General features: G+C 73.3%; 18 protein-coding genes. 7 read left to right on the forward strand and 11 right to left on the reverse strand.

Annotated elements, in window-relative coordinates; all coding sequences use genetic code 11:
• Nucleotides 1–4: 4 nt before the first annotated feature.
• Both TBIS_RS00725 and TBIS_RS00730 read right to left on the reverse strand, forming a co-directional pair.
• On the reverse strand, nt 5–559 hold the full coding sequence (locus tag TBIS_RS00725; protein ID WP_206771188.1) for a Crp/Fnr family transcriptional regulator: 555 nt from the start codon (nt 557–559) through the stop codon (nt 5–7).
• A gap of 723 nt (nt 560–1,282) precedes the next feature.
• On the reverse strand, nt 1,283–2,179 hold the full coding sequence (locus tag TBIS_RS00730) for a tryptophan 2,3-dioxygenase (RefSeq protein ID WP_013130408.1): 897 nt from the start codon (nt 2,177–2,179) through the stop codon (nt 1,283–1,285).
• A gap of 169 nt (nt 2,180–2,348) precedes the next feature.
• On the opposite strand from TBIS_RS00730, the gene TBIS_RS00735 reads away from it, so the two are divergent.
• Nucleotides 2,349–2,795 carry an Lrp/AsnC family transcriptional regulator gene (locus TBIS_RS00735; protein WP_013130409.1) on the forward strand — a complete coding sequence of 149 codons (447 nt, stop codon included), beginning with the start codon at nt 2,349–2,351 and terminating at the stop codon, nt 2,793–2,795.
• Nucleotides 2,796–3,062: 267 nt separating this feature from the next.
• On the forward strand, nt 3,063–3,506 hold the full coding sequence (locus tag TBIS_RS19990) for a hypothetical protein (protein WP_013130410.1): 444 nt from the start codon (nt 3,063–3,065) through the stop codon (nt 3,504–3,506).
• Nucleotides 3,507–3,580: 74 nt separating this feature from the next.
• On the opposite strand, the gene TBIS_RS00745 is transcribed toward TBIS_RS19990, so the two are convergent.
• Complete coding sequence (locus TBIS_RS00745) at nt 3,581–7,966, reverse strand: cation-translocating P-type ATPase (RefSeq protein ID WP_013130411.1); 4,386 nt, start codon at nt 7,964–7,966, stop codon at nt 3,581–3,583.
• An 829-nt stretch (nt 7,967–8,795) separates the two neighbouring features.
• Nucleotides 8,796–9,305, reverse strand: a complete 510-nt coding sequence (locus TBIS_RS00750) for a VOC family protein (RefSeq protein ID WP_013130412.1) — start codon at nt 9,303–9,305, stop codon at nt 8,796–8,798.
• 114 nt (nt 9,306–9,419) lie between these two features.
• Here TBIS_RS00750 and TBIS_RS00755 point away from each other — a divergent pair, with 114 nt between their 5' ends.
• Nucleotides 9,420–9,632, forward strand: a complete 213-nt coding sequence (locus tag TBIS_RS00755; protein WP_013130413.1) for a hypothetical protein — start codon at nt 9,420–9,422, stop codon at nt 9,630–9,632.
• Nucleotides 9,633–10,005: 373 nt separating this feature from the next.
• Here the strand turns inward: TBIS_RS00755 and TBIS_RS19655 are convergent, their stop codons facing one another.
• The gene (locus TBIS_RS19655) at nt 10,006–11,427 is read right to left on the reverse strand and encodes an ROK family transcriptional regulator (protein WP_013130414.1); all 1,422 of its coding nucleotides are present in this window, start codon (nt 11,425–11,427) and stop codon (nt 10,006–10,008) included.
• Nucleotides 11,428–11,535: 108 nt separating this feature from the next.
• Here TBIS_RS19655 and xylA point away from each other — a divergent pair, with 108 nt between their 5' ends.
• From xylA to TBIS_RS00775, 3 genes are all read left to right on the forward strand, one after another.
• Nucleotides 11,536–12,681: a xylose isomerase gene (xylA, locus tag TBIS_RS00765; protein ID WP_013130415.1), complete on the forward strand. Its 1,146-nt coding sequence runs from the start codon at nt 11,536–11,538 to the stop codon at nt 12,679–12,681.
• 11 nt (nt 12,682–12,692) lie between these two features.
• Entirely contained in the window at nt 12,693–14,084 is a 1,392-nt protein-coding gene (gene xylB, locus TBIS_RS00770; protein ID WP_013130416.1) for a xylulokinase, read from the forward strand.
• Nucleotides 14,085–14,288: 204 nt separating this feature from the next.
• Nucleotides 14,289–14,975, forward strand: coding sequence for a DUF998 domain-containing protein (locus TBIS_RS00775; RefSeq protein WP_013130417.1), 687 nt, complete (start codon nt 14,289–14,291; stop codon nt 14,973–14,975).
• Here TBIS_RS00775 and TBIS_RS00780 read toward each other — a convergent pair.
• From TBIS_RS00780 to TBIS_RS00795, 4 genes are read right to left on the reverse strand one after another with little or no spacing between them, the layout of a single operon-like run.
• Nucleotides 14,956–15,531: a GTP-binding protein gene (locus tag TBIS_RS00780; RefSeq protein WP_013130418.1), complete on the reverse strand. Its 576-nt coding sequence runs from the start codon at nt 15,529–15,531 to the stop codon at nt 14,956–14,958. The genes TBIS_RS00775 and TBIS_RS00780 overlap by 20 nt on opposite strands.
• Nucleotides 15,512–15,877, reverse strand: coding sequence for a DUF742 domain-containing protein (locus tag TBIS_RS00785; protein ID WP_013130419.1), 366 nt, complete (start codon nt 15,875–15,877; stop codon nt 15,512–15,514). The genes TBIS_RS00780 and TBIS_RS00785 overlap by 20 nt, the downstream gene beginning before the upstream one ends.
• A gap of 13 nt (nt 15,878–15,890) precedes the next feature.
• The gene (locus TBIS_RS00790) at nt 15,891–16,298 is read right to left on the reverse strand and encodes a roadblock/LC7 domain-containing protein (protein WP_013130420.1); all 408 of its coding nucleotides are present in this window, start codon (nt 16,296–16,298) and stop codon (nt 15,891–15,893) included.
• The gene (locus TBIS_RS00795) at nt 16,295–18,898 is read right to left on the reverse strand and encodes a sensor histidine kinase (RefSeq protein ID WP_158306163.1); all 2,604 of its coding nucleotides are present in this window, start codon (nt 18,896–18,898) and stop codon (nt 16,295–16,297) included. Before TBIS_RS00795 ends, TBIS_RS00790 begins: the two co-directional genes overlap by 4 nt.
• A gap of 232 nt (nt 18,899–19,130) precedes the next feature.
• On the opposite strand from TBIS_RS00795, the gene TBIS_RS00800 reads away from it, so the two are divergent.
• On the forward strand, nt 19,131–19,940 hold the full coding sequence (locus TBIS_RS00800; RefSeq protein ID WP_013130422.1) for an SDR family NAD(P)-dependent oxidoreductase: 810 nt from the start codon (nt 19,131–19,133) through the stop codon (nt 19,938–19,940).
• 101 nt (nt 19,941–20,041) lie between these two features.
• Here TBIS_RS00800 and TBIS_RS00805 read toward each other — a convergent pair whose 3' ends face one another.
• Nucleotides 20,042–20,863: a hypothetical protein gene (locus TBIS_RS00805; protein WP_158306164.1), complete on the reverse strand. Its 822-nt coding sequence runs from the start codon at nt 20,861–20,863 to the stop codon at nt 20,042–20,044.
• 1,078 nt (nt 20,864–21,941) lie between these two features.
• Nucleotides 21,942–24,026, reverse strand: a complete 2,085-nt coding sequence (locus TBIS_RS00810) for a glycosyltransferase family protein (protein ID WP_013130424.1) — start codon at nt 24,024–24,026, stop codon at nt 21,942–21,944.
• Nucleotides 24,027–24,035: the final 9 nt, after the last annotated feature.

The raw sequence follows: 24,035 nt of genomic DNA on the forward strand, positions 1-24,035 counted from the left end.
TAAGTCAAGGTCTGGGGCCGACCGGGCAGGATGTGGCGGAATTCACGGCCGGGTCGAGCCGCTCCCGCAGCCGGGGGACGTCGCGCAGGGTGATCTGGTGGCCGCGGACGCTGATCAGCCCGTCGGCGGTGAGCTCGCGCAGGATGCGGGAGAGGGTCTCCGGCGCGATGTTGAGCCGGGAGGCGAGCACGTGCTTGCGCATCGGCAGCCGGATCGTGCACTCCCCCTCCGGCCCGGGGTCGTCCTGCACCGCGTGGAGCAGGAAGCCGACGACCCGCTGCATGCTCGACCGCAGGGAGTACGCCTCCACGTCGCGGATCAGCCGGCGCAGCCGGACCGCCATGTTGGCGAGCATCCGGCGGGCGAACGACGGGTCCCGGTCGAGCAGGTCGAGGACGGCCGAGCTGGAGACGCCGAGCAGCTCCGTGTCCACCAGCGCGGTGGCGGTGACCGGGTAGCGGATCCCGTCGAAGACGACGGCCTCGCCGAAGCTCTCCATCGTGGTGACGATCTCCACGACCTTCTCGGCGCCCTCGGCCGTCGACACGGAGAGCTGCATCTGGCCGCGCAGGACGTAGAAGAACCCGCGGACGGGGTCGTCCTGGTGGAAGAGTCCCCCTTGCGCAGCCTCGTGATGGACGATCCCGCGCGGATGACCGCGAGCTGTTCCTCCGTGAGGCCGGAGAACAGCGGCAGCCGCGGCAGGACGTCGTCCAGCGTCCTCGCCTCCACACGCCGAGGCTATCGCAGGGGTGCTCGACCTCCCCCTGCCTGGGACTCCAGGACGGGGGCGGCCCCGTGGGGCGCGGGGATGGCCTCGCCCCGGCCGGCCCGCCGCCCGCCGCGGATCGCGGTCCGGTGCGCGGGCCGGGACGCGCAACCGGGCCACCGCGGGCGGGAGGACCTGCCCCGCGGCCCCTCCCCGCGGGGAGCACGTGGCCCCGGGATCGTCGCCTCGCGAGGAGAGGGGGTGCGTCCGAGATCGCCGCCCTGGGGAGGGGTGTGCTCCCGGGAACGCCACCCGTGGGAAGGATCTGCTCCCGGGACCGCGGGCTTGGGGAGAGTGCGCTCCCGCGTGCGCGGCCGGTGGAAAGGTGCGCTTCGGACCCCGGCCGTGCGAGGGGGTGCTTCCGGGGCCCGGCCGGTGGGGAGGGGTGCTCCCGGGGCCTGGCCCGTGAGGAGGGGGACCCGGGGCCGCCGCCCGCGGGGGAAGGGCGACGGGAGCGGCCCCGGGTGCGGCACCGGGCGGGGGATGGCCCGGTCGGGCTAAGGCCGGGGGAGGTCAGATGATGGTCCGGGCGGACCAGAGCTCGGGGAAGACCACCCGGGCCAGGCTGCGCTGCAGCCAGGCCACACCGGACGATCCGCCGCTGCCGGGCTTCTCGCCCATGGTCCGCTTGACCGCCTTGAGGTGCTCGTAGCGCCAGTCGCTGAACCCCTCGGCGATCTGGGCGAGCGCGTCGCCGAGCCGCCGGAGGTCGGGAGTGTCCTCCCGGTACACGGTCACCCACGCGGCCTCCACCGCCTCGTGCGGCCGGTGTTCCTCGGTGAAGTCGCGCTCGAGGAGGTCGTGCGGGATGTCGAAGCCGCGCCGGGCGAGCAGCGCGATCGTCTCGTCCCAGATGCTCCGGGAGCGCATCTCGTCGACCAGGGCCTGATAGACCTCGGGCTGCCGCCGGAAGGGGCGGATGAGCGAGGTGGAGCGATAGCCGAGCACGAACTCCAGCCGCCGGTACATCGCGGACTGGAAGCCGGACGCCTCGCCGAGGAGGTCGCGGAACCGGTTGAAGTCGGCCGGGGTCATCCAGCTCAGCCCGTGCCAGGTCGCGTTGAGCCCGGTCAGGTGGAGCACGGCGCGGTTCAGCGGGGCGAGCGCGGCCGGAAGGTCGTCCTCGCGCAGCGCGCGGCGGGCCTCGCACAGCTCGAAGCAGATCAGCCCGAAGTAGAGCTCCATGATCTGGCTGACCATGAGGAACGACATCTCGCCCGGTTCCGAGCTGAGCGGCCGCTGCAGGGTGTGCAGGGTGCTGGCCCGCACGTACGCGTCGTACGGGCTGATCCCGGTGAAGTCGAGCGTGGGCTCGCCGCGGTTGGCGGCGGCCTTGGCCGCGCGCTGCTCGGCGGTCGTCGGGCCGAGCTCGGCGGCGGCCGGGGCGGGCGGAGGGGGGCTGATGCTCATGGCGCGTCTTCCTCGGGTTCCTCGGGGGGAGAGGACCGGTTTGCTCCGGGGTGTCACCAATGTTCCCTGAAGCGAAAGATTCCGAGAAGGCGCGATCAACGGTAATGCTGGGGTTCTTCTTAACAATCAACGCCAGTTGTGGCGTTCCGCTTAACGATCGGAAGGTGCCGTGGACGACCGGGATTGGGAGCTGCTCCGCCACCTGCAGGCCGATGCGCGGCTGTCCTTCAGCGAGCTGTCGCGCCGGGTCCACCTCTCGCCGCCCGCGGTCGCCGAGCGGGTGCGCCGGCTGGAGGAGACCGGGGTGATCCGCGGCTACCACGCCCACGTCGACCTGGCGAGGGCCGGATGGACCGTGGTGGCGCTCATCCGGATGTCCTGCTACGGCCCGCGGTGCGTGCTGCGCGACCCCGAGGTGCGGGAGTGGCCGGAGGTCTTCGAGATCCACCGGATCACCGGCGACGCCTGCTGCGTGCTGAAGGTGGCGGCGACCTCGATGGAGGGGTTCGAGCGGCTCATCGACCGGCTCGCCCCGTACGGCCGGCCGTCGAGCACGATGGTGCTCTCCACCCCCGTCGCCTGGCGGCCGGTGGTGCCGCCGCCCTCGGGCCCGTGAGCACCGGCCCGGTCCACCGAGCGCAGCGGCCCGTCCACCGATGGCATGCCCGGGGACGGCGCCGGGCCGGCCTCGCCCGGCCGGCGGGAGCCGCCCGTGCGTCCGGCGTGCCGGAGGCTGACGCCCGGCAAGGGAGCTGATACGGCGCTCCGTGGGCGGGACGATCCCGTTCCGGAGCTTTGAACCTGCATTGGGCGTGTATCGCGCGATCAACAGCGATCTGCGGCCTAGCGTCTTGCCCGTACCGCTATCACCACGGGGGGTCAGATGATCACTCAGCTAGCCGCCGCAGGAGTGACCGCGGCCCTGCTCGCCGCGGGCGCGTCCACGCCCAGCCCGACCCCGACGCCCACCCGGACCGTGGTGGTGGGCAAGGACGGGGTGCCCGAAGAGATCGTCGTGGTGCCGATCCCCATCGACTCCTCGGGCCGTGCGGAGGCCGTGTCGATCCCCATGCCGGACTTCGGCCCCACCAGCATCCAGCTGGCGGCCGACCCGCGCTCCCGCCGCCGGACGTCGGGCAACCCCGCGTTCGACGACCGGTTCTGGGACCGGCACTGGCAGGTCCGCCAACCGGCGAAGCACAAGCGGCCCAAGAAGGCCAAGGCCGTACGGAACACCGCGTCGAGCGCGCGGAAGCACGGCGCGCCGGCCGCCCAGAAGCCGAAGAAGGCCAAGCAGGCGCGGAAGAACGCCCGCGCCCGGTCCTGACGGCCGCCGGCCGCGTGCCCCGGGCACCGCGTGGGCGCACCGGGCCCGGAGCCCTGCCGCGGCAGGGCCCCGGGTCAGGCGGCGGCCGGAGCGGGGGTGAGCGCGGGCCGCGGCGCGGCAGAGGCCACCGGCCGCAGCAGCCACCGCTGGACCACCTCCCCGATGAGGGCCGCGAGGCCGGCGCTGCCCAGGCCGACCGTCCACCCGACCGGCCCGAGCGGCCGGCAGCCGAAGAAGCCGCTCACCCCGGGCGCGGTCACGATCACGCAGAGCAGGGCGAAGGACGCCAGCACGGCGAGCACCACGGTCCGGTTCGTGCCGCCACCGGAGAGGGTCTGCAGCAGCTGCGCGGTCACCAGCGCGACCAGCCCGATCGTGGCCGCCCGGCCCCGGGTGCCCGTCGCCCGCCCGGCGAGCCAGCCCATGGCCGCGGCGAGCGCGGTCACGCCCGCGCGCACGTAGATCTCCCGCATGAGCGAGGCGCCGAGCGACGCCTCCGGGCCCTCGGTGAGCAGCCGCTCCGGTTCGGTCGAGGTGGGCGGACGCAGCGCCACGGCGATGGCCGGCGCGAGATCGGTGAGCAGGTTCACCAGCAGGAGCTGGCGCGCGTTGAGCGCCGTGGCGCCGATCAGGCTGGACGCGATGGTGTAGATGATCTCCCCGAGGTTCCCGCCGACGAGGATGCTCAGCGCATCCCGGACCGACGACCACATGGCCCGGCCCTCGACGATCGCGTCGACCACGGTCTCGATCCGGTCGTCGGTGACCACGAGGTCGGCCGCGGAGCGCGCCGCGGGGGTGGCGCGCGAGCCGAGCGCGATCCCCACGTTGGCGATCCGGATCGCCGGGGCGTCGTTGGCACCGTCGCCGGTGACCGCGACCACTTCGCCGGCCCGGCGCAGGCAGGAGACGATCCGCACCTTGTGCGCCGGGGTGACCCGGGCGAAGACCGACACCTCCGGCAGGAGCTTGGTGAGCGTCTCGTCGTCGAGCTCGTCGAGCTCCGGCCCGGTCATGATGCGCCCGCCGTTCAGCGTGTTGAGCTCGACCGCGATCGCCTCGGCCGTGCTCGGGTGGTCCCCGGTGATCATCACGATCCGCACCCCGGCCCGCATGAGCCGGTCCACGCTCTCCGCGGCCGTGGCCCGGACCGGGTCGGCGAGCCCGAGGAAGCCGAGGAAGCACAGCTCGTCGATGCGCGACTCGTCGAGGTCGCTCCGGTCGGACGCCGGGCGCTGGGCGACCGCGAGCACCCGGTACCCCTGGCGGGCCAGCCGGGCGACCTCCCTGGTCAGCTCGTGCCGGACCGCGTCGTCGCACGGGACCACCTCGGTCCCCCGTAGCGCCGTGGTGCAGTGGTCGATCACGATCTCGGGCGCCCCCTTGACGCTCAGCAGGTGCCCGTGCTCGGTACGGCCGAGCACCGCGTGGTAGCCGCGCCCGGGCTCGAACGGCATCTCGTCCACCCGCTCCCACACCTGCAGCCCTTCCCGCGGGGTGATGCTGAGCCGTTCCGCGGCCTCGTGGATCGCGCGATCGGTGGGGTGGGCGAGCACACGGCCGCCGCCGGTCTTGGGGCTCGCCCGCACCGCGGCCGCGATGACCCGCCGCAGGTGGTGGGTGAGCTCCTCCACGGGCCGGCCGGCCCGGCCGTCGGAGACGTACTGCAGGCTGATCCGGCCCTCGGTCAGGGTCCCCGTCTTGTCGAAGCAGAGCACGTTGACCCGGCCCAGGGCCTCGATCGTCTTCGGGTTGCGCACCAGCGCGGCGCGCCGGGACAGCCGCCGGGCCGCGGCGAGCTCGGCGGCCGTGGCGACGAACGGCAGCCCTTCCGGGACGGCGGCCACGGTGAGGCTCACCGCCGGGACGAGCGCGGCCGCGAGGGAACGCCCGCGGAGCAGCTCGGTCACGAGCAGGAACAGCCCGGAGCCCACCGACAGCGGCAGCACCCGGCGGCTGAGCTCGCGCATGCGCAGCTCGACCCCGCTCACCCGGGGCGGTGCCGTGCCGAGCTGGGCGGCGCGCCGGGCCTCGGTCATCTCCCCCGTGGCGACGACCACGGCGAGCCCGGTGCCCGCCGCCACGGTCGTCCCCTCGTAGACCATCGAGGCGCGGTCGGCGATCGCCGCGGCGATGGTGGGCTCTGTCCGCTTGGCGATCAGCTGCGACTCGCCGGTGAGGGTCGACTCGTCGACCTCGAGGCCGACCGACTTGATCACCCGTCCGTCGGCGGGGATGGCGTCGCCGGCGCGCAGCTCCACCACGTCCCCGGGGACGAGGTCCTCCTTGCGGATCTCCACGGTCCCCTCCGGCCGGCGGACCCGCACCCGGACCGAGGTCGTCTCGGTGAGCCGGGTGAGCTCCCGGTCGGCCTGCGACTGCTGCACGCCGCCGATGAACGCGTTGATGACCATCACCCCGCTGATCATCACGGAGTCCACCGCGGAGCCGATGAGCGCGGCGATGGCCGCCCCGCTGGCGAGGGCCGGGGTGAGCGGGTTGGCCAGCTCGCCGAGCACGGTGCGGGCGAGCGACCGCGGCGCGGCGATCTCGACGGGCCGTGCCGCGGCACGGCGCCGCTCCGCCTCCTCCTCGGAGATCCCCCGGGGCGACGACCCGAGCCGGGCGAGCACCTCCGGGACGGACATGGCGTGCCAGGGGGTCGGGTCGGCGCGGAGCGGCACCGGTGTCCGGGCGAGAGCCCGGCCGGCCAGCTCCCCCCACGCCACGGCGACCAGCGCGCCCAGGGAGCTGACGAGCTGCGCCCGCCCCACCGCGCCCGACGCGGGCCCGGCGAACGAGAACAGCGCGCCGATGAGGCCGCCCGCGACGCCGATCCGGACGCCGTCGCGGCTCGCCGTCTCGGCCCGCCGCAGGCCGATGAGGAGCAGGTGGAGCCCGGGGAGCCCGCCGGCCACGTCGGCGTCCCACGGCACCGTGGCCGTGCCCGGGTCCATCACGCCGAAGCCGATGTCGGCCTGGGCGAGGGCCTCCCGGGCGCGCCGGGACACCACGAGCACGCAGTGCCCCTCCGCCTGCATCTCGAACACCCGGTGGGCGAGGTCCGCCCCGCCCGGGAGCACCTGGTCGATCGCGAGCCGGTGGGCGGTGCCGTCCTCATCGCCGGCGAGCAGCACGGTCCCCGCGGCCTTGGCCGCGGCCACGATCGGAACGGCGAGCGGGTCGATCTCCCGGGACAGGCCCACGAGCGCCACCGGGGTGTCCGCGCGGCGCACCTCGACCAGCCGCATCCCGCGCCCCCGCCACTCGGTGGCGTGCGTGCCCGGGAACCGGGCCGGGTCGGTGAGCGGCGCGGCCGACCACTCCTCGTCGATCCGGGTCGCGCCCGGGTCGGTGAAGTCCAGGAGCCGGTACAGGCGGGCGTACAGCTCGTTGAGGTCGAGCTCGTCCACGAGCGGCTCGACCCGGTCGATCGCCCAGGAGCCGGTGGTGAGCGCGTCGGAGTCGAGGACCACCGTGTCGACGCGGTCCATCCTGCGGAGCGCCTCGGCGTCGAAGACCACGGTGTCCCGCTCACCCAGCGCCCGCCGTACCGCGCCGGCGAACGCCTCCCGGGTGTATTCGGCGATCTTCGGGGTGATCGCGGTGAGGACCGCGAGCGCGCGCTCGTCCTGGCGCGCGGCGAAGCGCATGAACCCGTAGGTGAGGGCGGCGGCCGTGCTCGCCAGGTCGGCGTACCGCTCGATCGGGCCGTGCGGCAGGTGCGTGGGGCGGCGCCGGAACCGCGCCCGGACGTGGCGGTAGGAGCCGGGGACCTCCGCGAGCCGCCGCTCCAGCGCCACCCACGAGCGCTGGGCCGCCCTGGTCTCCACGTAGCGGCTGAGGGCGGCCATCGAGTGCGCCACCAGCCCGAGCGGGCGGAGGGTGAGCGTCTGGGTGACCAGGTTGGCGGTGTGGAAGAGCGCGTTCGCCGGGCCGCGCCCGATGCGCTTGTCGAGCTCCTCCCGCAGGACGGGTGTGGCGTTGAGCAGGTTGACCAGGGCGGGCACGGCCGGGGAGAGCCGGGGCGCCCGCAGCGCGATCCCGGTGAAGATCGTGCCGACGCCGGCCACCCCGGTGGCGAGCCGGATGATGGACCGGATGTGCTCCTCGACGACCCGGACGGGGGTCTCGTGCGCGTGCCGCTCCTGCTCGTCGAGCTCCCGGGCGATCTCGAGCAGCTCCTCCCGGTCGACCGCCTCGGGGTCGCACCCGACGAAGACGCAGCCGAGCCGGCCGTTGACCTCGGCGCGCTCGACCCCGGGCAGCGCGCTCAGCCGTTCCTCGAGCAGGGCCGCGGACCGCTCGGTCCCCGGGCCGCCGATCCCGCGCAGGTCGATCCGGAGCCCGCCCGGGCAGGCGATGACCCGGCGCGGCGTCACCACCAGCCCGCGGAGGGGTTCCGGGAGCACGTCCCTGAGCACCGGGGCGTACGACGCGAACAGCTGGGTGAGGAACATTCGGTCTCTCCGTGTGGACGACTGCCTGGTTCCTGGCCCTGGGGATTCACCGGGATGGCCGGTCATCCGGCACCGTGAGCCGTTGGCGGCCGGGTACGGCCGGCCGGGCGGGGCGCCGTGGCGCGGCCCGGTGCGGCGGTGCGGTCAGTCATCACCCCTCCTCGCTGGCGTGCGATGGGGGGTTGACCGGCGTGCCCGCCGGGCGCTCCGGCGGGCTCCGGCCGCGTGGCGGCGGCCGGGTTCCGTCGTCTCTACTTCTTCCCCACGAATCCCGGACGGCCAATCCCGGAAAAACAGTGCCTTGACTCACGAATCAGCGCGCTGTGCAGGCGGGCACCGCGGACGGAACGCGTGCGGGTGCGGTCACGCCGTGGGGCACCGGCGGGGACGGCCGGCCGGAGGCCTCGCCCGATCGATACGGGGCGGCCAGCCGTACGCGCCCGAGCGGTTCGGGCCGGTCGGCGGGACGGGCTCGATCGGGTACGGGCTGGTCGGCGGGACGCGCCCGACCGGGAAGGGCAGTTCAGCGGGGCGCGCCGTGGCCGCGTGGACCGCGGGGCCGAGTTCGGCCGGAGCAGGGGGATCAGCGGGAGATGCCGTGGCGCGTGGACGCGCGAGAGTGAGCGGGGCCGGAGCCCTGGGCGGTCAGTCGGAGAGGCCCTGGCCGCGCGGACCTGCGAGACGCGCCATGGTTCCGTGGACCTGCGGGAGCGAGCGGCGGCCGGAGCCCTGAGTGATCAGTCGGAGAGGACCTGGCCGGGCGGACCTGCGGGACGCGCCGTGGCCGCGTGGACCCGCGAGAGTGGGCGGCGGCCGGAACCTTGGGCGATCAGCGGGAGACGCCGATGCCGCCCTGGGTGTGGGCGCCGTACCGCTCGATCTCCTTGGCCAGGTCGAGCGGCCGGATCGTGCTCCGCCCGGCGATGATCTCGTCGGTGAGCCGGTCCGCCGGCACCACCCAGCACACCTCGAACTCGAGGCCGTCGGGGTCCTGGGCGTAGAGCGCCTTGGTGGTCGAGTGGTCGGAGGCGCCCACGAGCGCGCCCATCTCCTGAAGCTTCCGGGCGATGCGCTCGAGTTCGGCGAGCGTGTCCACCTCCCAGGCGAGGTGGTAGAGCCCGACCGTGTGCCTCCCGGCGGTGGACGGCCCCGCGTGCGGGCCGATCTCGAAGAGCGCGAGGTCGTGGTCGTTGGTCGAGCCCGGAGCCTGCAGGAACGCCGCCCCGCGCAGGGCGATGTCGCCGATGACGCGGAACCCGAGCGCCTCCTGGTAGAAGGCCACGCTCCGGGCGAGGTCCCGCACGTAGAGCACCGCGTGGTTGAGCCGCTGGACAGGCATGACCTCTCCTTGAAATTTCAATCATGGTATCCGGCGGCTTTGCGACCGGAAAACGTCGGTGGGTGGCCATAGGGTGGGCGGTGAACCGGCGACCGAGGGCCCAAGGGGGGATGAATGATCGGGGACGACGCCACCCGCCAGTACGAGGCCAACCAGGCCTTGTTCCGGGCCGTTCACGAGGTGGCTGTCCGTCATGCCGGTGCGCCGTTCGATCAGGTCGTCTCGGCGCTCACCGGCAGCCTGCCGCCGACCCCGCGGTTGCAGGCGGATGAGATCCGCCGCATCGCCGAGGAGATCAGTCTGGGGCGCGACCCGTCGGGGCTCTGACGGGCCTTACGGCGGCTCCGCCGGGGTCGCCGGCCGCGGGCGTGCCTCCGTCACCGTCTGGCGGGCGCGATCCCGCAGTGCTCGCGGAGGTACGTCTCCGCAGGCCGGGCGTGCCCGGTCCGCGCCGGTGGGCATGCCCCGGGCGGCCCGGCGGGCGTGCCCGCCGGGTGCCCCGCGGCCGTGGTGGTCCGGGTGGCCGGCCGCGGGCATGCCGAAAGCCCGGCGGGATCTCAGTCGGCCGCACCGGCCGGTTCAGTCAGACGGGAACCGGCCGGCCGTGGGCGGGCCACGGTCACACCGGCAGGCTCGGTTGGATGCCAAAGAGCCGTGCCGGTCGGCTCAGCCGGATGTCGGACGGCCGCACCGGCCGGGTTCAGCCGGACAGCAGGGCGGCCGGGTCGGCGATGACCTGCTCGATCACCTGGCCGGCCGCGCCCAGGGCGGCCGCCTCGGTGCCGAGGCGGGAGACCACCACCGGGGGCACGGTCGGACGCATCCGGCCGAGCCGGGTGGTGAGCGCCTCGGTCACCGGCTCGGCGAGCCATGGGAAGAGCGGCGCGTAGATCCCGCCGAGGACGATCGCGTCGGGGTCGAGCAGGTTCACGGCCGAGCAGAGCGCGACGCCGAGCGCCGCCCCGGCCTGCTCGCACGCGGCGAGCGCGGCCTCATCCCCGGCCTCGAGCCGGGCGAGCAGGTCGCGGACGCCCGCGGCGGGCGCCTCGGCGGTGACGTCCAGGCCCTGCGCGGTATCCGGGCCGTGCGCGGAGCCCGGGCCCTCCGTGGTACCCGGACCCTCCGCGGTACCCGGGCCTTGTGCGGTGCTCGAGCCTTGCCCGATACCCGGGCCATGCGCGGTGTTCGATCCTTGCGCGCTGCCCGAACCGTGCGCGGTGTTCGAGCCTCGTCCGATGCTCGAGCCCTGCGCGGTGCTCGGGCCGTGCGCGGAGCCCGGACGGTGCGCGTCGCCCGGTCCCGTGATGCCGGCCGCCGCCAGCAGGGCCTCCTGTCCGGCGTACCGCTCCAGGCAGCCGCGGCCGCCGCACCGGCAGGGCGGGCCCTCGGGGCGGACCACCACGTGACCGAGCTCCCCGGCGAAGCCGTGCGTCCCCCGGAACAGGCGGCCCTGGACGACCACCCCGGCGCCGATGCCGATCTCCCCGGAGACGTACACGAAGTCGGGCAGGCCGGTGCCGAACCACAGCTCGCCGAGCGCGGCGAGGTTCGCCTCGTTCTCCACCCGCACCGGGAACGGCAGGTCGAGCAGGCCGGCGACCGGGACCTCCCGCCATCCGAGGTTCGGCGCGTTGTACACCGTCCCGGTGGCGTCCACGGGTCCGGGCACGGCCAGGCCGCCGCCCACCACCCGCAGCCCCATGTCCACAGCCTCATCCACAGCCGAGAGCGCCATTGTCCGCAGAGATCCGATGACTTCCACAGGGTCGGCGCCCCGGTTGTCCACAGCCTGTGTACGGCGCAGCCGTACCGTGTGGGCGAGGTCGACCACGCGGAGGGCGAGGTAGTCGACGTTCACCTCCAGGCCGAGCGCGGCGACGCGGTCGCCGCTCACCTGGACCTCGACCCCCGGCCTGCCGCGCTCCCCGTCCCGCACCGGGCCGGCCTCGGTCACCAGCCCGGCCTCGATGAGGTCGGAGACGAGCTTGGAGACGGTCGTCTTGGTGAGCCCGGTGATCTCCGCGAGCGCCGCTCGGGTGAGCGATCCCCGGGCGCTGAGCTCGCCGAGCACGAGCGCCAGGTTCCGGGCGCGCATTGCGTCGTGCCGTATTGCCCGTTTCATCACACCTCTCCGCCGTGGGCGGGGTGATTCTCCCACCCGCCTCTTGACCCGCCGTGCTCGGCGGCCGATATTTAGTCCACAACGTGGACTAAATCGGAGGCAAGCGTCATGTACACCCCCACCCCGGAGGACCGCTTCTCGTTCGGGCTGTGGACCGTCGGCTGGCAGGCGCGCGACCCGTTCGGCGACGCCACCCGGGCCCCGCTCGACCCTGTCGAGACCGTGCACCGCCTCGCCGAGCTCGGCGCGTACGGCGTGACCTTCCACGACGACGACCTGCTCGCGGTCGAGCCGGACCGGACCAAGGCCATCGAGCGCTTCAAGAAGGCGCTGAGCGAGACCGGCCTCAAGGTCCCGATGGCGACCACCAACCTCTTCACCCACCCGATCTTCAAAGACGGCGCGTTCACCAGCAACGACCGGGACGTCCGGCGCTACGCCCTGCGGAAGGTCATGCGCAACCTCGACCTCGCCGCCGAGCTGGGCGCCAAGACCTACGTCTGCTGGGGCGGCCGGGAGGGCGCCGAGTCGGACGCCGCCAAGGACGTCCGGGCCGCGCTCGACCGGTACAAGGAGGCCCTCGACATCCTCTGCCAGTACGTCATCGACAAGGGCTACGACATCCGGTTCGCCATCGAGCCGAAGCCGAACGAGCCGCGCGGCGACATCCTGCTGCCGACCATCGGCCACGCGCTCGCCTTCATCAACGAGCTCGAGCACCCCGAGCGCGTCGGCCTCAACCCGGAGGTCGGCCACGAGCAGATGGCCGGGCTGAACTTCGTCCACGGCATCGCCCAGGCGCTCTGGCACGGCAAGCTCTTCCACATCGACCTCAACGGCCAGCACGGCCCGCGGTACGACCAGGACCTCATCTTCGGCCACGGCGACCTGATCAGCGCGTTCTTCCTCGTCGACCTGCTCGAGCACGGCGGCTACGACGGCCCGCGCCACTTCGACTACAAGCCGATGCGGACCGAGGACAAGGAGGACGTCTGGGAGTCCGCCGCCGCGAACATGCGGATGTACCTCATCCTCAAGGAGAAGTCGAAGGCGTTCCGCGCCGACCCGGAGGTTCAGGAGGCGCTCGCCGCCGCCCGGGTCCCCGACCTCTCCCAGCCGACGCTCGCCGAGGGGGAGACCATCGACGACCTCCTCAACGAGGAGTTCGACCCGGACGCCGCCGCGGAGCGCGGCTACCACTACACCCGGCTCAACCAGCTCGCCATGGAGCATCTCCTCGGCGTCCGCGGCTAAGGAGGGCGAACGTGACGCTCGTCGCCGGGGTCGACTCCTCGACCCAGAGCTGCAAGGTCGTGATCCGCGACGCGGAGACCGGTGCCCTGGTCCGGGAGGGGCGGGCCCCGCACCCGGACGGCACCGAGGTCCACCCGGACCACTGGTGGACCGCCCTCCAGGCCGCCATCGAGGAGGCGGGCGGGCTGGACGACGTCGCCGCCATCGGCGTCGCCGCCCAGCAGCACGGCATGGTCTGCCTCGACGAGAACGGCGAGGTGGTACGGCCGGCCCTGCTGTGGAACGACGTCCGGTCGGCCAAGGCCGCCTCCGACCTGGTCGCCGAGCTCGGCGGCCCGGAGCGGTGGGCGGAGGCCGTGGGCAGCGTCCCCGTGGCCTCGTTCACGGTGACCAAGCTCCGCTGGCTCGCCGAGCATGAGCCGGAGAACGCGCGGCGCACCCGCTCGGTCTGCCTCCCGCACGACTGGCTCACCTGGCGGCTCGCCGGCCGGCCGGAGGTGATCACGACGGACCGGGGGGACGCCTCGGGCACCGGGTACTGGTCCCCGATCACCGGGTCCTACCGGATGGACCTGCTCGAGCTCGCGATGGGCGCCACCCCCGAGGTGCCCCGGGTGCTCGGCCCCACCGAGCGGGCGGGCACGGCGGGCGACGCGGTGCTCGCCCCGGGCACCGGCGACAACATGGCGGCCGCGCTCGGCGTGGGCATGGGCCCAGGGGACGTGGTGATCTCCATCGGCACCTCGGGCACGGCGTTCGCGGTCTCGGACACCCCGTCCCGCGACCCGTCCGGCACGGTCGCCGGGTTCGCCGACGCCACCGGGCGGTTCCTGCCGCTCGTGTGCACGCTGAACGCGGCCCGGGTGCTCGAGGCGGCGGCCCGGATCCTCGGTGTCTCCCACGACCGGTTCAGCGAGCTCGCCCTGCAGGCGCCGCCGGGCGCCGGCGGGCTGGTGCTCGTGCCGTACCTGGAGGGGGAGCGCACCCCGAACCTGCCGGACGCGACCGGGTCCCTGCACGGGCTGCGGCTCGCCACGTCCACCCCGGCGCACCTCGCCCGGGCGGCCGTGGAGGGCATGCTCTGCGGCCTGGCCGACGCGCTCGACGCGCTCAAGATCGAGCCCCGGCGGATCCTGCTGATCGGCGGCGGCGCGCGCTCCGAGGCGGTCCGGCGCATCGCGCCCGCGGTGTTCGGCCGGCCGGTGCTCGTCCCGGAGCCGGCGGAGTACGTCGCGAACGGCGCGGCCCGCCAGGCGGCCTGGGTGCTCTCCGGGAAGCCGGAGCCGCCGGAGTGGCGGCTCGGCGAGATGGCTCGCTACGAGGCCGACCCCACCCCGGGCCTGCGCGAACGCTACCGGGAGGCCACCGCCCTGGTGGCCGGCGGCGCCGTGGCGGGGGCCTGACCGGAGGCGGGGACGGGTCCAGCGGTGGGCGGCTCTCCCGGCCGCCGCCCCGCGGGTCCGTGGCGGCCCGCCCGCCGCGGGAGCGACCGCGGGCCGCGCCGGCCGGCGGGTCCGCCCACCCTGATCCTCCCCTGATCCGGAATCCGGGATGAATACGCGGATTCCCGGATGTACGGGGCGGTCCGGGCACGGGAGGCTCGGAACATGATCCGACCGCTCTCTCCCGTGATCGCGTGCGCCGGCCTCGGCACCGCGATGATCGCGCTGCTCGCCGGTCTGGTGGGAACCGGGGCACCGGCCGACCCGGTCTCCATGACGATCAGCGATCACGTGGCGCGGGGCGGCGGCGTGCTCCGGCCGGCGCTGGCGGTGCTCGGCGCGGCCTCGCTCGTCCTGGTCGCCGGGCTGCGCGCCGCCGGGGCGCCGGTACGGGGCCGGCCGGCGGCGTGGCTGGCCGGGTGGGGCGTCGCGCTGATCACGGCCGCCGTGCTCCCGGTCCGGGCGGCCACCGGTGGGGCGGAGGCGCCCTGGGAGGCGCACCTCCATCACGGGGTGATGATCGCCGCGTTCGTAAGCGTCCCGGTCGCCGCCCTGCAGCTCGTCGGCCGGTTCGAGCGGGACGAGCGCTGGCGTGTGGCGGCCCGCCCGGTCGAGTGGCTCACGCTCCCCGCTGGACTGGGCCTCACCGCGCTCACCTACGTGATGCTCCCCGGCCAGGGCGTGATGATCGGCGTGGTCGAGGGTGCGCTGCTCGCCGTCGACACGGCGATCCTCGGGGTGCTCGCCGTACGGCTGCTGCGGCTCACCTGGGGACCGGTGCCGCGCCGGGGACGGCGGCCCGCCGGGGGTGGTGCGGTGGCCCGGCCCCGGATCAGCGCTGCGCCGCGGTGAGCATCTTGAGCGCGTGCTCGACGAGGGTGATGAGCACGACCTTGACCGAGGCGCGGCGCCGCACGTCGCAGAGGAGCACCGGCACGTCGGGGTCGAGGTCGAGCGCGATCCGGACGTCCTCGGGGTCGTGCCGCTCGGCGCCGTCGAAGCAGTTGACCGCCACGATGAAGGGCGTGCCGCGCTGCTCGAAGTAGTCGATGGAGGGGAAGCAGTCGGTCAGCCGGCGGGTGTCGGCGAGCACCACGGCGCCGAGGGCGCCGTAGGCGAGCTCGTCCCACATGAACCAGAAGCGCTCCTGCCCGGGCGTGCCGAACAGGTACACCACGAGACCCTCACGGATGGTGATGCGACCGAAGTCCATCGCCACCGTGGTGGTCGTCTTCCCCTCCACACCGTAGAGGTCGTCCACGCCGACCCCACGGTCGGTCAGCACCTCTTCGGTGCGTAACGGACGTATCTCGCTGATCGAGCCGACCAGGGTCGTCTTGCCGACGCCGAAGCCGCCGGCGACGAGGATCTTGAGAGCGACCGGCTCGTCAGAGGGCGCGAAGGCCATTGATCACTTCCTTCAGCAGGCTGGTGCTTGGCAGCGGCGCCACGTGCGCCGGGGGCCGTACCCGGATCAGGCCCAGGTCCCGGAGGTCTCCGAGCAGGACGCGGACCACGCCCACGGGCAGATCCACGTCCGCCGCGATGTCGGCCACGGAGGCGCCATGGCGCGCGATCTCGAGGATCCGCCGCTGCTCAGGACCGATGTTCGCGTCCCCCGGCGGCTCGCCGGTGGTGGTCACCATGGCGATGAGATCGAGGTGGTCACCGGAGGAGCGGGTACGGCCCCCGGTCAGCGCGTACGGCCGGACCAGGGGTCCCGCTTCCTCGTCGATCCACCACGGATCCGTCATGTGACGTCCCGTCTCATGGCGTTACCTGCCGGGGGTTCGTCGACATGTGCTGGCCGACCCGCTTGACCAGCATCGCCATCTCGTAGGCGATGTGGCCCACGTCGGCGTCGGCCTCGGCCAGTACGGCAAGGCAGGTGCCCTGGCCGGCCGCGGTCACGAACAGGAAGGCGTTCTCCATCTCGACGATGGTCTGCCGTACCTCCCCCCCGCCGAAGTGCCGGCCGGCACCGCGGGCGAGGCTCTGGAAACCGGCGGCGACCGCGGACAGGTGCTCGGCGTCCTCACGGCTCAGCCCTTGCGAGGCCCCGACGACGAGCCCGTCGTTGGAGAGGATCACCGCCTGACGGACCGCGGCGACCCTGCTGATCAGGTCGTCGAGCAGCCAGTTCAGTTCGCCGGTCGTCGTCGCTTTGCCGGTCATTCGTCACCCTTTTCGCGGTACGTGTCTGGAACGTGGTCGGCTGACGCGCTGCCGCTCGGGTCTTGGGACTCCGCACGGCCACGCTGCGCCCCCCGTTGGATGGCGGAGAACAACGCCCGCACCTGCTCCGGCGGCCGTTCGGCGATGCCCCCGGCGGGGGTGGGCGCCGACAGCGGCCGGTTCCGGAGCTGCGGGGCGAGGCTCGCCTGGCGGACCCGCCGCGGCAGGCCGTTGTACGTGCCGTTCGTGATGGACACGCGCGCCCGCTCCACGCCGCTGCGCAGGACGCCGCGCTGTGGCGCGGGGGAGTCCTGCCCCGCGGTCTCCCCGGAGCCGCCCTCGGCCCGGGCGGGCGCCGGGGCGGTTCCCGCGGGTTCGCCCGCGGGCTCGGGTGCGGCGCCGGGCCGCCCGGCCTGCGGTGCACCGGTCTCGCCCTCCGGCGCGGCCTGCGCCGGGGCCGGGATCCGCTGGTCCGGCGGCGTGGCCGAGGCGGGCTGGGCCGGCGGCGGGGTGCCGCGGTCCGGAGCGGCGGGCGTGGTCCGCACGCGGCGCGGCAGCGGGGACGGGCCACCGGGGCGGGCGGCGCCATCGAGGGCGGCGGCACCGCCGGAGCCGTCCGCCTGCGCGGGCGGCTGGTCCGGGGCGGGCGTCTGCGGCCGCGCCGGCGGCGCGAAGAGCGACGCGCCCTGCTCGGCCGGTTCCGGCCGGGCCGCCCGGTCCTCCTGTGCCGGGGGCTCCTCCTGCCCCAGCCGGTTCTCGATCCGCTCGGGGCGGCCGTGCGCCCGGCCGCGCCCCGCATCGTCCGGGACGGTGCCGGTCGCGTCCTCGTGGGCCACGAGGGTGCGCGGGATGAGCACGATCGCGGACGTCCCGCCGTACGGCGAGCCGCGGAGGACCACCTGCACCCCGTGGCGGGCGGCGAGCCGGCCGACGACGAACAGCCCGAGCCGGTCGCTGCCGGCCGGGTCGAACTCCGGCGGGTCGGCGAGCCGCCGGTTGATCTCCGCGTACTCCTCCGCGCTCAGGCCGAGGCCGCGGTCCTCGATCTCCACCACCAGGCCGTTGGCGACGATCTCGCCCCGCACGTCGACCCTGGTCGACGGCGGCGAGTAGACCGTCGCGTTCTCGAGCAGCTCCGCGAGGAGGTGGACGAGGTCGGCAACGGACTCGCCGCGAAGAGCCGCCTCGGGGATCGGCCCGAGCGTGATGCGGCGGTAGTCCTCCACCTCGGCGAGCGCTCCGCGGACCACGTCGATGAACGGGACCGGCTTGCGCCAGGTCCGGCCGGGCGGCGCCCCGGAGAGAACGATCAGGTTCTCCTCGTGGCGCCGCATGCGCGTGGTCAGGTGGTCGAGCTGGAACAGATCTTCCAGGAGCTGAGGGTCCTCGGTGCGCCGCTGCATGGCGTCCAGCAGCTTGAGCTGGCGCTGCAGCAGGCTCTGCTTGCGCCGGGCGATGTTGAGGAAGACCTGGTTGATGCCGCGGCGCAGGTGCGCCTCGCCGACGGCCGACTCGACCGCCGTCCGCTGGACCGTGCTGAAGGCGTGGGCGAGGTCCTCGATCTCCGCGGGGCCGTTGACCTTGATCGGCGGAGCCTCGGCGCACGCGTCGATCTCCTCGCCGCGCCGGAGCCGCTCCACCAGCCGCGGGAGCCGTACCTCCGCGAGGTCGAGGGCGGCGTTGCGCAGGTCGGTGAGCTCGCCGGTGAGCCGGCGGCCGAACCGGGCGGAGAAGAGGATCGTCGCGACGATGGCGACCAGGCCGAGGCCGCCCGCGATGGCGAGCCGGGTGACGATCCCGGTGGCCACCGACGTGGCCTCCTTGGTGAGCGCCTCCGAGGCGCGCGTCCGGGCCTGGTCGAGCCGGGACAGCAGGCTGTCCACGGTCCCCGCCCAGTTCTGCGCGGCGTCGGGCAGCTCGCCGCCCGCGCGCACCCGGGTGAGGATCTGGGTCTCCAGCTCGGTGAACCGGGTGAAGACCGAGGAGCTCAGCACCTCCTCGTACGGCTCCCGCATGGCGCCGGCGAGGATGGGCCGGTTCTTCTCGACCAGGAACCGGCGGGTGGCGACCCAGTCGCTGAGCCTGCTGCGCTCGGCGTCGGTGAGCACGCCGCTCACCAGCGCGCCGCGGATCAGGGTGTCCTCGCGCGCGATCATCTCGTACGCGTTCCCCATGCCCTGCATCGCGGCGGCCTGGCGGTAGATGTCGAGGTCCGGGAGGGCGACGAGCCTCTCGTAGAGCGCGAAGAGCTGGTCGAGCAGGCCGTTGTAGGCGTCCAGGGTCTGCAACCGGTCGAATCGGCCGAGCGTGACCGACTCCCGGATCGAGGGGAGGCGGTCGAGCTGGGCGAGCAGGCTGTCCACGGAGGTCAGCAGCTCGCCGCTCATCGCGTCCCGGGTCGAGGGGTCACGCGCCGCCGAGGTGAACTTCTCCATCGCCGCGGTGGTCTTGGTCTGCTGGGCGGCGAGCTCGTTCGACCCGGTCTGTCCCGAGCTGAGCAGGCGCACGGTGATGGCGCGTTCGGCCTGCAGCTCCAGCCCGAGATCGGCGGAGGTCACCCCGATGGCCTCATAGAGGGCGTTCGCCCTAAATAAGGACACCACATCACCAATGGTGACCTTTAGGACAAACCCCCACATAGCACTCAGCACGAGCAGCGGTAGGAGTAGCAGCAAGAAGATCTTGAACCGTATCGACCGGTTTCGGGAACTCATGGCCACTCCTGCAAAGTTTGGAGGCTCGTGCCGCAATTAATTAGGACATACCTCCGAAGATCGACAGAAGGCTAGCACTCTGTACTGTTCTCGCGCAGAGGACAGAGGAGGATGTCACATGATTGCAGTGATCACCGGGGCCGGTTCGGGAATCGGTGCGGCGGCGGCGTTAGAGCTGGCCAAGCGCGGATACCGGCTCGTTCTGGTCGGGCGAACTCCGGAGAAGCTAGCGGGGGTGGCCGACCGTATCGCTTCGGTAACCGAAACCCGCCCGGACACCATAACCGCCGACTTCGCCTCGCTCGACCAGGTCCGTTACCTCGCCGATCAGCTCCTCCGGCGGTATGACGACATCCATGTCCTGATCAACAACGCCGGGGTCATGACCAGCCAGCGCCGCATCACCGCGGACGGCCATGAGCTGATCATGCAGGTCAACCACCTCGCCCCCTTCCTGCTCACCAACCTCCTCTTCGACCGGCTCAAGTTCGCCTCGGCCCGGGTGATCAGCACCTCGTCGATCGCGGCGTACTCCGGGACCATCGACCCCTCCGACCTGTCGCGCGAGCGCCGCTGGTGGAACAGCTGGCTGCAGTACTTCGACTCCAAGCAGGCGAACGCCCTGTTCACGGTCTCCCTCGCCGAGCGCGGGCTCAACGCGACCTGCTTCCACCCCGGCGTGGTGCGGACCCCGTTCGCCGGCGACACCCTCACGATGAAGCTGATGCTGATGATCCCCGGCCTGGCGAAGCCGCCCGCGACGGCCGCCGCCCGGCTGGTCCACCTGGTCACCCACGACGACGGCATCAACCACCCCGGCAGGTTCTTCATGGGGAACGGGCCGGCCTGGGTGCCCCGGAGGATGAAGGACCCGGAGCTCGCCGAGGCGCTCTGGGAGGCGAGCTGCGCCGCCACGGGGCTGCGGTGACCGGATCCCGCCCCGGGTCCGGCGGATCCCGGCGCACCGGGGCGTATCGGGGCGTTTCCCCGCCCACCGGCGGCGAGCCTCCGCCCCGCTGACCGCGTACCTCACCGGTACTCCGCCACGGCGGCGGCGAGCGCCTGGGGATCGTCCACCCACAGGTGGACGCGGCGGACCTCACGGGGCGCACCGCCCCGGAGGCGTATCGGCACGGGCTCCCCAGGTGGAGCACCGTGTTGCTGCTTTCCGACCTCCACGACCGGCTCGTCGCCGTGGGCCATGGCGGTGCGGCGCCGGCCGCGCGACCTCGGCAGCGGCACGACCCGGTCGATCGCGGCCAGCGGCACGGAGAGGTCGGCGAAGCAGGAGTACCGGATGCGCAGCGTGTCCGGGCCGACGGTCACCGGCTGGACGACCAGCCCCGCCGCGAACCCGGCGAGCCACCAGCAGCCGATGAGGGAGACGGCGAGCAGGATCCAGCGCACCGTCGGCCAGGGCACCGCGAGCTCGACCCCGAGCATCTCCACGGCGGTCAGCCCGAGGACGGCGCCCAGGAACCCCATGACCGGCCGGTGGTGGGGGATGCCCTGTCCACCCGGCGGCACGCCCCGCTTGCGGAGCACGAGGAGCACGAGGGCGCGCTGGAGCATGAGCTCGTGCGCGATGAGCCGGCCCACGGGTTCGGGCAGAACCGATTCCACGGCCCGCATCGCGGCGGTGAAGCGATCGGGTTCCTCCCGGGCGAACCGGCGGTAGGCCCGCCGGATCTCCACGATCTCGATCACGATCAGCCAGAAAAGGAGCACTTCCGTGGCGATCACGACCATGGTCGCGTCGCCGATCGAGGTCACCCCGGAGAGGACGAGAACCGCCTCGACCGCGATGATCACGGGCACGAGAAATTTCGCAAGACGGACTAAGTGGCTCATCCGTCGCCGGACCGTATGGGCGGCGTCGTGCGTGCTCATCCGGTCGACGGCCGGCCCGCCCGGGTGCCTCCGCGCTCCCTGGTTTCGGACGTATACCGCCGCGAACACGGTCGTTCCCATTTCCGCTCCGCCCACCGCGCGCCGGCGATATTCCCCGGGAATGAGCCCGGGCATCGAATTGCAGGGAAATCCTTACCGTCAGCATGACAGGAAGGCATCGGGACGGTAATCCTTCATCGCCGGAATTCGGTGATATGTGGGCGGCGGAATTCCGGCTGCGGAGCACGTGAGAGATATCAGAGGCGGCACGGATGAAACATGAATGAAATTCAATGTGACGGGCCCGTGGCGGGAGCGTCGCTCACGGTGCAATGCGGTGGACCCGCTCGCCGTGCCGTGGGAGCGGGCCGCCCGGGGTTCCCATGCGCTGATGCCGGGGTCCACCGCGCCGTGGGGAGCGGCCGGCCGGGATCCCGGTGCGCCGATGCCGGGGTCGCCTCGTGCGGTGCGGAGCGGGCCGGCCGGGATCCCGGTGCGCTGGTGCCGGGCCTCGTACCCGTGTCGTGGGGAGCCGGCCGTCTGGGGGTCCTGTGCGCTGATGCCCGGGGTCCACCGCGCCGTGGGGAGCGGCCGGTCGGAGTCTCCGTGCGCCGATGCCGGGGGTCGCATCCGGGCCGTGGGCGCACGCCCGGGTCCGGCGCATGCCCGCCGCCACGCCGGGCGTGCCCGCCGGCCGGCGGGCACGCGTGCGGGCCGGGATCGCGTCCAGCGGATGCCGTGGAGGACACGCCCGCACGTCCGCCCGCCGGCCCATCGTTCAGGACCACGCCCCGCGTCGAAGGCGGACTGACATCCGTTGCGCCGCGCCAACTCACCCGGGACAAGGCTCCGTAGGACGGGCCCCGGGACGCGGCCAAGGGACGGCTCCGGGGACGCGGCCGTAGGACGGATCGTGGCCGGCTCGCCGGCCGTGGGCCCGGCGGCCCGGGCACGCCACCGTTTACGGAGCGGCCGGAGGCGTGCCCGTGCCGTACGGCCCCGGCCGGATCGGCGCCGGGCCCGGGCGACCGGCGGGCGCTCAGATGAGCACGTGGCGCTCGGGGTTGCCGGCGAAGCAGAACTGGGCGTTCCGGGTGAGCTTGTGGTCGGCGGCCTGCCAGGTGTGCGCCTTGGCGTCGGCGCCCCGGATGTAGATGAAGTTGAACCGGTCGGCGGAGTAGATCCGGATGCCCTCTTCCTTGCACCGCCGGACGAGCCGGGTGTCCTCGCCGGCGTTGACCGGCTCGAACGGCATCGCCCGCAGCAGGTCGGCCTTGGCCAGGATCGTGGCGCCCTGGATGAGGTGGGCGTACCGGTGCTCCAGGCCGGGCAGCCGGAGCACGGTGATGTCCTGGTCGGGGAAGTAGGTGTAGTGCGCGCCCTTGCCGACCATCTCGGCGTCGGTGTAGTCGAACGCCCGGATCAGGTCGGACAGGTAGTGCTCGCCGTAGATGTTGTCGTCGTCCATCTTGGCGATCAGCTCGCCCTCGGCGTGGGCGATGCCGTGGTTGAGCACCTCGCCGAGCGTCCAGTCCGGGTCGGCGGTGAGCACCTTCACCTCGGGGATGCCGGCGGCGAGGGCCTTGTCCCGGACGACCGACGGGTCCTCGCTCATGTTGTGCAGGACGAGCACCAGCTCCAGGTTGCGGTGGCGCTGCCGGGCCACCTGGCTGATCGCGTGCTCGATCTGGCCGGGCCGGTTGGTGGGGAGGACGACCGAGACGGACCGCGACCGGGGGCGGACCGGCCAGCCGAGGTCGCGGAGGATCTGGTCCACCCGGTGGGAGAAGGTGTGCTTGCTGAGCACCTCGCGCATGGCGAGGTGGCCCTGCCGGGCGCGCAGCTCCGGGCTGTTGAGGAAGTAGAGCGCGAGGTTGTAGGCCTCCTCCTGGGTGTGCGCCACCGGGATGAGATCGCCGAAGGTCTCCTCGATCGCCCGGGACCAGCCGGAGAGCACGGTGGTGGAGCAGGCGGAGAGCTCGAAGACCCGCCGGGCGCACATCGTCGGTGAGTCGATCACCGAGTTCACGTTGAGGAAGATCTTGTACATCTTGTACGCGGCGAGCATCTGCTCGTACGGCAGCTCGCCGACGATGTGCGGGCGGTACTCCTCCGGCCAGGCGTACTTGTCGGCGACGGTGGCGTTGCGGGCGAAGATGTGCAGGCCGAGCTCGCGCAGCGGGGCGAGCACGGTCTCCATCTGCTCGCGCCGCTCCGGGTGCTTGTCCCGGAAGTACATGCCGGCGAAGACGATGTCGTACGGCCGGCCCAGGCGGGTCTGGATCGGGTTGTGGATGCGCGGCTGGGCGGCGAACTGGAGCACGCCGACCCGGTCGTGCCCCAGGATCTCCCGGTACTTCGGGATCATGTCGCCGTCGCAGGTGTAGACGTAGTCGAAGAGCTTGGCCGTCTCGATGAAGTGGTCGAAGTTGGGCGGGTCCTCCTTGTTCCAGAAGACCGTGGGGATGCCCTGCTCCTTGAACCAGGCGACCAGCTCGCGCAGCTCCTTCTTGGGAGCGTTGGTCCCGGTCATCTGATAGCGCCAGCGGCCCTGGTTGCCGTGCCAGGCCGACTCGCAGAACAGTAAGTCGGGCCGCTTCTCGGCGAAGATCTCCCGCCAGTCGTGGAGGCCGAACTCGATCTGGTCCCACTCGTAGCGGAAGGCGAGGCGGGAGAAGTCGTCGAGGATCACGGCGACCCGCAGGTCGGGCCGGACCACCGGGCCGTCCGGCCACTGGAGGGTGGGGATGGTGACCTCGGGGCCCTTCGCCTCGGCGAGCTTGGCCGCCTCGGTCACCGGCAGCGGCGGCTTGGGGGCCTTGCGTACCTTGATCGCCTTGCTGAGATCGCGGGGCAGCCGGACGAACTTGCCCGGTTTGGTGGCGCCGGTGAGCGCCTGGGCGACCCGGTATGGGCGCTGGGCCTGCGTCGCCTTGAGCTTCCAGGTGGCGTACTCGGCGCGGGCCTCGGCGATGGCGAGCCGCTTCTCCAGGTCCCGGATGCGCTCCTCGTAGCGCTCGACGATCTTGCGTTCCTCGGGCAGCCAGTTCACCGGCCCGAGCCGGGTGAATCGCGGCGCGTCGGGTGTTTCGTCCGGAAGGCGAGTCTCATCCGTCTCAGCCATATCTCCCCC

It is taken from the genome of Thermobispora bispora DSM 43833 (assembly GCF_000092645.1).
In the GTDB taxonomy this organism is placed as follows: Bacteria; Actinomycetota; Actinomycetes; order Streptosporangiales; family Streptosporangiaceae; genus Thermobispora; species Thermobispora bispora.

Bases quoted from the DNA above. Each gene is read 5' to 3' on its own strand.
- TBIS_RS00725 (WP_206771188.1), bottom strand. From the start codon at position 559: ATGCAGCTCTCCGTGTCGACGGCCGAGGGCGCCGAGAAGGTCGTGGAG.
- TBIS_RS00730 (WP_013130408.1), bottom strand. From the start codon at position 2,179: ATGAGCATCAGCCCCCCTCCGCCCGCCCCGGCCGCCGCCGAGCTCGGC.
- TBIS_RS19990 (WP_013130410.1), top strand. From the start codon at position 3,063: ATGATCACTCAGCTAGCCGCCGCAGGAGTGACCGCGGCCCTGCTCGCC.
- TBIS_RS00745 (WP_013130411.1), bottom strand. From the start codon at position 7,966: ATGTTCCTCACCCAGCTGTTCGCGTCGTACGCCCCGGTGCTCAGGGAC.
- TBIS_RS00750 (WP_013130412.1), bottom strand. From the start codon at position 9,305: ATGCCTGTCCAGCGGCTCAACCACGCGGTGCTCTACGTGCGGGACCTC.
- TBIS_RS00755 (WP_013130413.1), top strand. From the start codon at position 9,420: ATGATCGGGGACGACGCCACCCGCCAGTACGAGGCCAACCAGGCCTTG.
- TBIS_RS19655 (WP_013130414.1), bottom strand. From the start codon at position 11,427: ATGAAACGGGCAATACGGCACGACGCAATGCGCGCCCGGAACCTGGCG.
- xylA (WP_013130415.1), top strand. From the start codon at position 11,536: ATGTACACCCCCACCCCGGAGGACCGCTTCTCGTTCGGGCTGTGGACC.
- TBIS_RS00775 (WP_013130417.1), top strand. From the start codon at position 14,289: ATGATCCGACCGCTCTCTCCCGTGATCGCGTGCGCCGGCCTCGGCACC.
- TBIS_RS00780 (WP_013130418.1), bottom strand. From the start codon at position 15,531: ATGGCCTTCGCGCCCTCTGACGAGCCGGTCGCTCTCAAGATCCTCGTC.
- TBIS_RS00785 (WP_013130419.1), bottom strand. From the start codon at position 15,877: ATGACGGATCCGTGGTGGATCGACGAGGAAGCGGGACCCCTGGTCCGG.
- TBIS_RS00790 (WP_013130420.1), bottom strand. From the start codon at position 16,298: ATGACCGGCAAAGCGACGACGACCGGCGAACTGAACTGGCTGCTCGAC.
- TBIS_RS00800 (WP_013130422.1), top strand. From the start codon at position 19,131: ATGATTGCAGTGATCACCGGGGCCGGTTCGGGAATCGGTGCGGCGGCG.
- TBIS_RS00805 (WP_158306164.1), bottom strand. From the start codon at position 20,863: ATGAGCCACTTAGTCCGTCTTGCGAAATTTCTCGTGCCCGTGATCATC.
- TBIS_RS00810 (WP_013130424.1), bottom strand. From the start codon at position 24,026: ATGGCTGAGACGGATGAGACTCGCCTTCCGGACGAAACACCCGACGCG.